This is a genomic window from Photobacterium sanguinicancri (genome assembly GCF_002265265.1).
GTDB classification, from domain to species: Bacteria; Pseudomonadota; Gammaproteobacteria; order Enterobacterales; family Vibrionaceae; genus Photobacterium; species Photobacterium sanguinicancri.
Window position 1 is genome coordinate 1 of record NZ_NOIF01000185.1, and the last position, 9994, is coordinate 9994.

A 9994-nucleotide genomic window follows, 5' to 3' on the forward strand; every position below is an offset into this window, starting at 1 on the left:
TCCTTAAAAAATATACAATTTGTTAAAGAGCGGTGAGAAAGCTCACCGCTCCCTCGAACGCCAACTCAATGAATCCATCTAGCTGACAAGAGCTAATTTAATGATTCAGGGCTAAAAGGATTTTCAGAGCATGTCAGTCAACATAGGTAGCTAGAGACCTTGGATAAGGCGAACTGCTGATGGAGCTTAGTGTTCCAAAGCACGCAAAAAGACCAAAAGGTACATATTTGTTTGATTAAAGCCGAGTGGATATAAGAAAGCCCAAGGGCGTCCATGCGGATGCCCTTGGGCTTTCATCAAATTAAACCAGTCTTACTCACGCTCGCTTAATCATCTTCTGCTCCCATAATTCAACCTCACTACGCAGGAAGCGAACACTGCGACCTATACGCATCACGGGAGGCAGACTACCAGGATTGCGGGTGACGTTGGTTCTGACCGTGGCAGGATTAAGACCATACATTTCCGCGAACTCTTCGATGGTTAATACTCTAGACATTTCAAACTCCTTACGAAAATTGGAAATTGGGTAACATCGCCTCGACGGTCTGCTGTGAGGCTTGAGCTAAATGGATGTTCTGGTAGTAGGCGTAACGCTCAGTCACGCTCACGTTGGAATGACCAAGGCTCTGTTGAACCAGACGGATATCGTTGGTCGCAATCAACATTGAGGTTCCATGCGTACGACGCAGATCATGAATGGTGAAAGGCCCGTCAAAACAACCGTCCGCTTTCATACCTTTCTGAACACGTTCCATACAGGCTCGCGGATAAGCAATGTGCTCACCTTTATTCTTGAACGACGGAAACACCCAATCATTGAAAGACACCTTGAGGCACTTTCGTATCAGTCGTTTCGCAGGCTCGGAAAAGTAAATACGTTGCGCTTTCCCTGACTTGGTCATGGGTAACAACGCGGATGACAAGTCGTCAGCCAGCATAGAACGAGTCAAACTGATCACGTTGCCAATACGCATACCAGTCAGAAGGCTCAGCATGAGAGCGCTGGCATGAATAAAGTTGGGTTCCGCACAAGCATGACGACAGAAGCTCTCTGACTCTTTCGGCGACAGCACACGATCTTTCAGGTTGTTTTCCACCAGCTTCTTCACCCCCTTAACAGGGTTCTTTTCTATGATCTCATGCTCGACCGCCATCGAAAAAAGTTTTGATAAAAAGGCTTGATAACGGTTCACAGACGCATTACTTAGTCCGGACAAGGAATTCAGAAAACCTTCGATATCACGGCGTGTCACATCAGTAACACGCTTCTTTCCAAGTACTTTCATGACACGCTTAGAACGAGACAGAAACGTCTTATGATCACGGTGATGCTTGCGACTGTATGGCAACGCGACTTCAGTAAAGAACTGCTGCACCGTCAGACGAGAGCCTTTCTGGTAAGCTCCAGACTGCACATCGGCAATGAATTGGTAGGCTTGTTGATTGAAGTCTGCAAACTTCATTTCAGGGTAAGTACCAAAGGACTCATAGTAACGCTGTCCTTTCCAGCTTAAGCGAACAACCCAACGGATATAGCTACTGGAAACCAAAGCACGCAGACGGGGATTCTTCTTCCATCGATACTCAACACCCTGCTCACCCTTTCCAGGGCGAGGCAAGGCGTTGAGTACCTTCTGGTTAAAATCGATCAATGTATTACTCACAATATCTAACTCTATCTAAATGGATCGTGAGCAATAATTTATTGATTTTTATCAATTCCTTAGCTTCAAGCCCATATTTACCTCAAAGGCTCAAGCACTGTCCTACAATGCAAACCCTTGAAGACATAAGGACAGAAAAAAGGGTAAAGTGTGATAAAAGGTACAAAATTGTTTGATTTGACATGCCAAGAAGAAAAACGGAATACATCGAAAAGACAGTTAATCTGCATATTCATAAAAGCGCTCTAACAAGTGCAAATCAAAAGCATCAGCTCATCATTACCCTAAAACATCTACTCGGTGTTAGCCCTGACGATATCAGCAAAAAACTTAACGATGCATTCACCAAAGCTGATATTAATGTTCGAATGCCAGCACGTTCATCACACTCAACCTTTCTCAAGAAGAATCGTATTAAAAGTGCTATCAAAGCTCTTGAAAACAGCTTCGATATCCATATCACTGTCAGCCCAAATAGCATCTCGGAGAAATACCAAAAAAGCGGACTTCCATTGCCCAAAGGCAACAGTCTTTACGAGAAACAAGACATTGCTAAAAAAGTGGCGAGTAGCTACCAAACAGTACAAGTCACCCTCACCATTAAAAGCACAACCTTCGATGCCTGGTACAAAGTGAACCAACACTTCATTAATGAACTAAATTGCTTATTAAATGACGATCAGAAAACAGAAGCGAATTGCCACGAATATTTACTGTCAGCTTTTCAAGCATTATCACCAAAGCCAGAGCAGCACTTAATAAAACCAACGAGAATTTGGTTTAGAAAAAATATCAACCGCGTGCCGATATCTTCACAGCCACGCAATAAACCATTTCGTGCAACCTTAATAGCTATCACAGGTAACCACCAGGATGAAGATAATACGCCAAGTCTACATCTTCTCATTAAGCCCTATGATCACATGGGCTACCTCCCCTGCAAACTGAGCATCGCAAAAGCATCCAACTTCGAGGCAAACATTCTCTCTGATCCGGAAAGTAAATTCACAATAGCTGTCACCAAAAAAGAGATGGCCTGCGCCGTAACAATAGAGTTTTCAAACAGCCATAGCGACACGGCCTGCTATGGATTAACGCTAGAGCAAGAAATCAAGGATATCCCCAAAAACCCTTTCACTAAAAAAGCCATGTTTAATAATCAGTTAATGTGGGATCAAAGCTTGCCTGACAAAGAATATGTGATTATCAAAGACTATCCACTTAAAAAATGTGCTGTAGAGCTAACGGGAAATCGCGGAGAAAAGGATAAGCGGAGTATTGAATATACGATGGCTAAGCTACATAGCTATCTATCAATTTTTAAATGGGAAGACAGATTTACTTTGCCCATACCGGAAATAGCTGCTGAGGTAGAAATACCTGTTTATAGATTTAACGATGAAATGATTGGTGTGTGAAACGTAATATTTAATATCCCCAACGAAATAAGCACACACACGGCAAATCAGCCTATTCCATAAGGGAAAACCCAGCCCTGTACCTTACGAAGGTTAAAAAAGTAGAGGCACTGATCCTCTACTTTTATGTTGTCAATCGGAACTACCAAACACCCCACCAAGGATCCCACCAACAACCAAGCCAATGGGTATGGCTGCCGGATGGGGAATTCTTGAAGCGATAACCAGTCCAATCGCACAGCCTTTCTTTGCGCCATTAAGACTAAAATCCACTTCCACCTTTCGGTCTTTGTCTTTATCAGGGTAATGCACTGACACGGCTCTCTTCTCCATATTGTTCCCTTATTACAGATACAAAAAAGGGCGATACCATCGCTGATATCGCCCTGCTTACTCATGATCTAATTAAGACTAGCAACCACCTTTACAGACACCGCCAGCGGCTTTGTGACTATTACAAATCCACTTACCGCAACGGTTGCAGGACGAGCCTTCTGATACGCCTGTTTTTTTGCCGCACTTATGACAAGTCCAGAACTTTAGGTTGTCACTCATTTTCTTGAATAAAGACATTTTTCACCCGTTCCTAATTAATGTGAATGACCGCAGACTTGGCAACTACCATCATCGTAGGCACGTTCACCACAGGCCGGACAAGTCGTTACAAGTGTTAAAATCTTCTTGATTGTCATACCATTTTTCCTTTTTGATTAATAATCACTGCGATATTGAGTGATTGAGATAAATTTCTAATTGATCTGAGTTCATCTGGTTCACTACAGGAGTCAGGATCTACTCAGATTGGTTAATTTTTTGAAATTCATTCGACGTGAGGATAAACACCATCCTAACTTTAAGGTGCTAGAGAACAGTCTTAATTTAGAGCTGATTAGCTATCATCAAGGTTGTGAGGAGTGGTAATACTGGTTGCCGTTAATTAACCATCAGGTATCACGATTGCACCTGTATTGCAGAATTTGGAAGCTTGGATGTGCAATGTTGAAGTACTGTCACCCGTTAACCTAAAGCATGAATTGAAACGTGATTAGTTCACATCTATTCAATGAGTCAACTTGATGTAGCACTACGCTATTAAAGTGGTTGTTCACGAGGAAGATTGCAGGATATTGGTTAATCAGCCCGACTGAATAATGAACGCACCGGATGGCTACACTAGGGTAATCCGACTTAAAATTGCCATAGTTAAGTCAAATTTAAGTTGGGTATACATGGTAACAGCACTGATTGAATTTGATGAATTGCCAACCCTTATCGCACATAGATAATCGAAAAAATGTCAATTTATCAATGCAAATCAATAACATATAATTAATAAGTGCTTGCACATCTAATATGAAGGGATATATAGGGGTAATTTCATCAGTAAATTCACTCTCTGAATTTCCAACTTACCTATCCACTATAACCAGATTTACAACAGCGCAGTTCATTAACGCCACCTATTGCCTCAAGATGCAATAGGTGGAGCAATATCAAAATACCAGTACCAGACAAGCAAACTGGTTAAAATTAACCAAGCGACTTCCAGTTAACATCTCACATTACGTTCTACCCAACTTTCACCTCGCATTAGAAGCACATCTCCTCTGAATTCCAGTTTCAACGGATTGGCAAAACGTTGGAGTTACAACCCCATATGAAAAAGGCCCCTCATCACACCATGAACCACATGGCACAATGGGAAGCCTTAAATTTACCGGAACTAACAACAACTGTTTTATGGTGCATACATGGTGCTTTGTTCAAGGTTGGGTGGCAATGGACTACTCAGCCATGACTTTTATTTCATCAAACACGTTCATACTGATGTAACTGAGAAAGTTCATCTCCCAGACCTGATAAAAGTCGCAGACATTGCTATCAGATATCGGTGTTTCCGGAACATAGAGAAAACTCGCCGTTCCGCATCCAAAGTTAAAGTCCACTTCTTTAACCAGTTCCGGAAAAAGGCCACCGCAATAGCTAAAGTCAGTGATGTAATCAAAAATCCATTGGTCATACAGTCGCACAATCCTGATTTCAACAGGGTGCCAACCACCTGATTCTGCATTGTAGCTTGTATCTCGGAAGTTAAAGGTTAACGCGTTGGTTGATGATGTTAGCTTGTCATTTTGGTTAGCAACTTCATTCAGTCTGTCTTGTAGGTCCACTGAAACAGGCAGCAGTAACCTATCGACGTCAAAGGTCAATTTCATAATACAGTCTCATTTTGTTTTACTGGAAAGCACTCTTGGTCAATGCCTTGTATGAAAAGTCAGAAAGGGATTGTTCGGTAAGGAGTGATGTGGCTTTGAGGATTATTCAGCCTTGTTAGCGTCACCTACTAATGAAAGGAGTTCATCCCGACATTGAGTGTAGTCAGGTGCCAGAACGTGGAGAAACACCGATTTCTCCGACGGGATGATAAGACCAAGCCCCCTGCAACATGCCGCTAAGAATCCAGCATTATTCGCAGACCCACCCTTGAACACAGACTTAAATACAGTGCTCTTAAATGACTTGCCTTCCTGTACGTCAAGTACAGCGACGATATCAGAAATAGCAACCCATTCTTTACTATGAAGTCCACCAGCCTCGTTGCCTGAGATTTGTAGGTGAAGCGTATTTAGATCATCGTGTATCGAAAGCTTATAGAACACGTGGTTCTCGGTTTTCGGGCTGAGTTTTTTCGCTTTACCATCGAGCACGATATTAGCGAAATTGTCTACTGGCGCTTCTTCCTCGACGGTGACTTGTTCATTGTTATCTACAGCTTCGGGTTGAACGATTTCATCTTTATTGCTTGTTTTACGTGCCATCAGACACCTCCATACTATTAGTGACGATTAAGATTTGATTGGTACTCAAGCTTCAACTTGGTCAGACAGTTTCACCACAGGGAACGTTGGACTGTTCATTGGTGCGCAGACATACACGCCACCACCTTCCATGGTCACTATGGCAACTGCCAATAACCAAGGACACCCATCGTCATTCAGTAACAGAACCCATTCAGGGTAATTAGTGACAAAGCGAAGGAAATGCTGATCTGCCTCGGATTGTTGATTCAAGGATTCATCGGTATCCGCTTCTTCGATTAAGTACAAGGTCGTCCCAATCTCATCCCAGAACGCTTTAGTCGATTCTGCATCACCGAATGGCTCAATCAAATGCTCTAGCAGTTTCGCTTTCACCACATCGGGCATTGGTAGTGCTTCAATGTCTTCAAATTTGTTTACTTTCTTCATCATGAATTTCCTTCTAATAATGAAAAAGCCCCTGTTTAGCTCATCGCTAAACAGGGGCTTTTCTAGTGTTGTTTCTAGTCTAAATTCTTAAACTCGTATTTATCATTCCCAACGTATCTCAGGTTTTGCAGTTACCATATCTGACAAGCGAGAACCGATTTCACGCCTCCTACCCACAGTCAATTTTGAATACCTTCTCGAACTTGATAAGTCTTTATGATTCAGCTGCTTAGCGATATCATGTAAAGGCACTCCTTGGCTGGCGAGTAGGGAACCAAGCGTATGGCGAGCACTGTGTAGGGTTATATTCGCTTTTTGACCGGGGATATCAGGCAAGCCCATCTTGATTTTAATCACCTTCAAAGCATGTCTAGCAGGACTAATCGGTTTACCCTTACGACGTCCAGCAAAGATATAAGGGTTATTCGCCACCTTGGGTATCGATTCCAAAATACTAATCATGTAATCACTCAAGTAAATAACGTGTGAGCTGCCATTTTTGGTCCGATCTATATATAAAGTTTTCTCTTCCCAATTGATATCACTGTGTAAGCGAAATCGAAGTTCTTTATCACGTAAGCCAGTGAGAAATAACAGTGCTAAGAACGCACCAGTTTGTCTATCAGGATAGTCGAGCGCATGAGCGATGAACTCCTTAAGCTGAGACGCACTCAAGTATCCGGTTCGCACATTATCTTCCTTCAACAAGCTGACCTTATTCGCAATGAAAGGGGTGTCCATTAGCGCATAACTTTTCTTGTTAATCGTTTTTAACAACGCTAAAACACGATTGATCGACGCAGGAGCATAAGGTTTCCCTTTTATAGTTACTGCGTTCTGCATTTCCATCTGGATCTTGATGATATGTGCTGCGGTCAGTTCATGAATCGGTACATGGTGTATCGACTTCGCCAACCGAAATCGAGCTACATCATCCTTCCAACTACGCTTTTGCTTGGCGAGTGGAAGATAGACTTCATCAAAGAACCTCTCCAAAGTCATCGTCTTTTCGACAACTTGATTATCACGCTCAAGTTTTGGATCAATGCCTTCAAGAGTTTTCTGACGATATACTTTCGCCTTTTTCCTCAAAGTGATTAGGTCTGTATCATTAAGCCTACCGAGTCCTATGCTTGCCTTCTTACCAGTTATGGGACTGGTGTACCTAAAAAGATAGCGTACTGAACCACGTCGTTTCCCAACTAAGCATCTAACGCCTATAGGTAATCCAGAGTCTTTCATTGCGGATAGATTAATTTCGTAATCAGCGGATTTAGCCGTTGAGGGATTGGGTTTTAGGTTATTGAGGAAAGTAGTGGTGAGTCGTTGCGATTTTATTGATTTACCAATAGTCATAACAAAGTACCTCTTATTAAGACAGTACTTTATTAATTTATGTTTATTTTTCTTAATGTTACGGGTATATCGCAGCCAAGTGTTACTCTCAAGCTAGGTTAGAAATGCAAGATAATGATTAATAACAAGATTACTACGAGGCAATCACCTGAGGTAGTATACCTACACCAAGTTGCTCTTTGGTTGAAGGTGACAATTCGTTAATTCGGTCATAAATCCAGTCAACCAGTTTCTCACCATCCATCACGGAAACATTTTCATTTTTAGCAAGCTCTAAGGTATCGGCTGTCACAGTAGCAGTTGTAATAAGCCATTTATCAACATGCTCATCTTCTTCGATTGCTGCTAATTGGCGAATCCCCCACCCACTAGTTTCACCTCTATGGTGTTTAACCTGAATAAATACCCGATTACTCGATACCGGATCAGTACGACTAGCTTCAATATCAACATCTGAAATGTCTGAAGTCTTATTTTTAGCAGCTATATGAGCAGAGTAACCCTCAAGTTCCATTAGTTCTTTAACCAGTTTTTCCAAGCCATAACCACCGCTTTTCAGGGTAGTAGAACCACCTCTTAACCTAGAAAGCAAAGTTTCTTTAAAGTCAGCAACTTGATTATCTTTCTGTTGCTGAAAAAGACTGTCGAAACAAACTTGATCATTCTCTTTCAACTGAGTTAGGTACTTTTCAATTTCTTCAGAGAATTCATTCAAAGAAGCGATACTCATTCGGATTTTTAATCGACTTTCCAAACCCTGTGAGAGTTTTGAACGAGGAATTCTTATTTCCTCACCATTTTCATTCTTAAAGTAGTCAACGTTAATCCGATTGGCACCATAGCCACCATCATTTTGATATGACTTACCTTCACGAACCACACCAAGGACAATCGCTCTAGATACAGGCACCACAACAATGTCACCAGGTTTAGCATGGAAAAACCTAGATATTTGATTTTTCTTACGACCTAGATTAATACCTTCAACTTCCACATAAGTCATCAATTGCTCAAAACTTGCAAAAGATGACATATCAATACGCTCCCAACCATAACCAGCAAGATTTATTGAAATTAACTCACTTGGGCTACGTACCAGTATAATATTTCCCATGACTACCCTTAAAATAGCTGACGACTTCACCGAATTTTGACACCAGAACCACTAACTTAGCATTAATAATAACCAGTACAACAGCGGCCTTCGGCAAGCTGTTGTACTGGTTATTATATATTTAATATCAACACCATATCCAAAACACAGCTCCCAATTCATCCCATCACATCACATTCACGGGATGAATCAGGAACCGATACCTCCACAGTAATCTAAATCCATACATTACATAGAATTTCCACCAGCAATATAGAATTAACTCTGTCGAGTCGAGACAATCGGTAATGTAGCCAGTGGCAGTTGACGTCTAGGTAAGCTCAGGTTGTTACTGTAATGGGTTCTAACAACGATATTTACATACTGACGGTTGGCAATAACGATAATGAATACTCTCGTTAAAATGTGTTCTAGTGACGATGGTGCAATTGTTTGGTGAAACTCTAGAGGGGATATAATGGGGAGTGATTTGAGGGGTAATGGAGCTAGCAATGTCATGGTGATTTTTGCAGTGTGATTAGTTGTAGATGTATATCCCCAACGAGCTTACGGCACACTCATCACCAACGCCTGTGATAAAAGGCTTCACTGACAGTCCATCAAAACGACTTTCCAGTTAACAACTAAATTGAAAAATACAAGTCGTCAAATTGTTCAATTATTTTCTTCGCTTTATTTATATTAGCGCGAAGACGCCTAGTTAAGACCTTATTGATATAGGTATCAAGGTCACCAGACTCTCCATTCTTATCCTTTCTTTTTAACCAACCTTTATAGTCATCCTCTAAAAATCTAAATTTATCAAATAACTCTTTTTTCACAAACTCATTAAAACTATCAAAAATAACTTCAAAGTCACGGTTTTCCAACGTTTTGTAGGTACTTTCATTTTTAATGCAATACAAGCCAAGCAGCAAAGGTAGATAACCATCATATCTAGAAGAAAGCATTTTTTCAGGTGGTGGTAAAGGAAATGAATCATCGCTGAGTAAGACAGAATTTGTGGCATTATTCAAAATATAGTGATCCACATGTTGTTTTAGTAAATCATCGCAATAAGTAAGAACTTGCTGTCGATGTGACTCGTCAAGCTCCGCAATCTTACTTATTTTATGGTTACTGACTAACTGAAGGTCTCCATTTTTCTCTATGAGTACAATGTCTATGTCTGGCTCTTCAACACATATCCGA

10 protein-coding genes are annotated in these 9994 nt (G+C 41.3%); 1 reads left to right on the top strand and 9 read right to left on the bottom strand.

What is annotated here, in order from left to right; translation table 11 throughout:
* Positions 1-316 precede the first annotated feature (316 nt).
* Entirely contained in the window at positions 317-499 is a 183-nt protein-coding gene (locus ASV53_RS20135) for a helix-turn-helix domain-containing protein (RefSeq protein ID WP_094958414.1), read from the bottom strand.
* Positions 500-509: 10 nt separating this feature from the next.
* Positions 510-1667 carry a tyrosine-type recombinase/integrase gene (locus tag ASV53_RS20140; RefSeq protein WP_094958415.1) on the bottom strand — a complete coding sequence of 386 codons (1158 nt, stop codon included), beginning with the start codon at positions 1665-1667 and terminating at the stop codon, positions 510-512.
* Positions 1668-1849: 182 nt separating this feature from the next.
* Between ASV53_RS20140 and ASV53_RS20145 the strand changes: the two genes are divergently transcribed.
* Entirely contained in the window at positions 1850-3085 is a 1236-nt protein-coding gene (locus tag ASV53_RS20145) for a hypothetical protein (protein WP_094958416.1), read from the top strand.
* Between the two features lie 132 nt (positions 3086-3217).
* Here ASV53_RS20145 and ASV53_RS20150 read toward each other — a convergent pair whose 3' ends face one another.
* From ASV53_RS20150 to ASV53_RS25585, 7 genes are all read right to left on the bottom strand, one after another.
* Positions 3218-3418, bottom strand: a complete 201-nt coding sequence (locus ASV53_RS20150; protein ID WP_094958417.1) for a hypothetical protein — start codon at positions 3416-3418, stop codon at positions 3218-3220.
* 1451 nt (positions 3419-4869) lie between these two features.
* On the bottom strand, positions 4870-5301 hold the full coding sequence (locus ASV53_RS20155) for a DUF2787 family protein (protein WP_094958418.1): 432 nt from the start codon (positions 5299-5301) through the stop codon (positions 4870-4872).
* A 102-nt stretch (positions 5302-5403) separates the two neighbouring features.
* A complete protein-coding gene (locus ASV53_RS20160) occupies positions 5404-5904 on the bottom strand; it encodes a hypothetical protein (protein ID WP_094958419.1) in 501 nt (166 codons plus the stop codon).
* Between the two features lie 45 nt (positions 5905-5949).
* A complete protein-coding gene (locus ASV53_RS20165; protein ID WP_239928868.1) occupies positions 5950-6336 on the bottom strand; it encodes a hypothetical protein in 387 nt (128 codons plus the stop codon).
* 99 nt (positions 6337-6435) lie between these two features.
* On the bottom strand, positions 6436-7689 hold the full coding sequence (locus ASV53_RS20170; protein ID WP_094958421.1) for a tyrosine-type recombinase/integrase: 1254 nt from the start codon (positions 7687-7689) through the stop codon (positions 6436-6438).
* Between the two features lie 133 nt (positions 7690-7822).
* The gene (locus tag ASV53_RS20175; RefSeq protein ID WP_094958422.1) at positions 7823-8803 is read right to left on the bottom strand and encodes a restriction endonuclease; all 981 of its coding nucleotides are present in this window, start codon (positions 8801-8803) and stop codon (positions 7823-7825) included.
* A gap of 623 nt (positions 8804-9426) precedes the next feature.
* The coding region (locus ASV53_RS25585; RefSeq protein ID WP_205049217.1) for a hypothetical protein at positions 9427-9994 on the bottom strand (568 nt) is incomplete at its 5' end.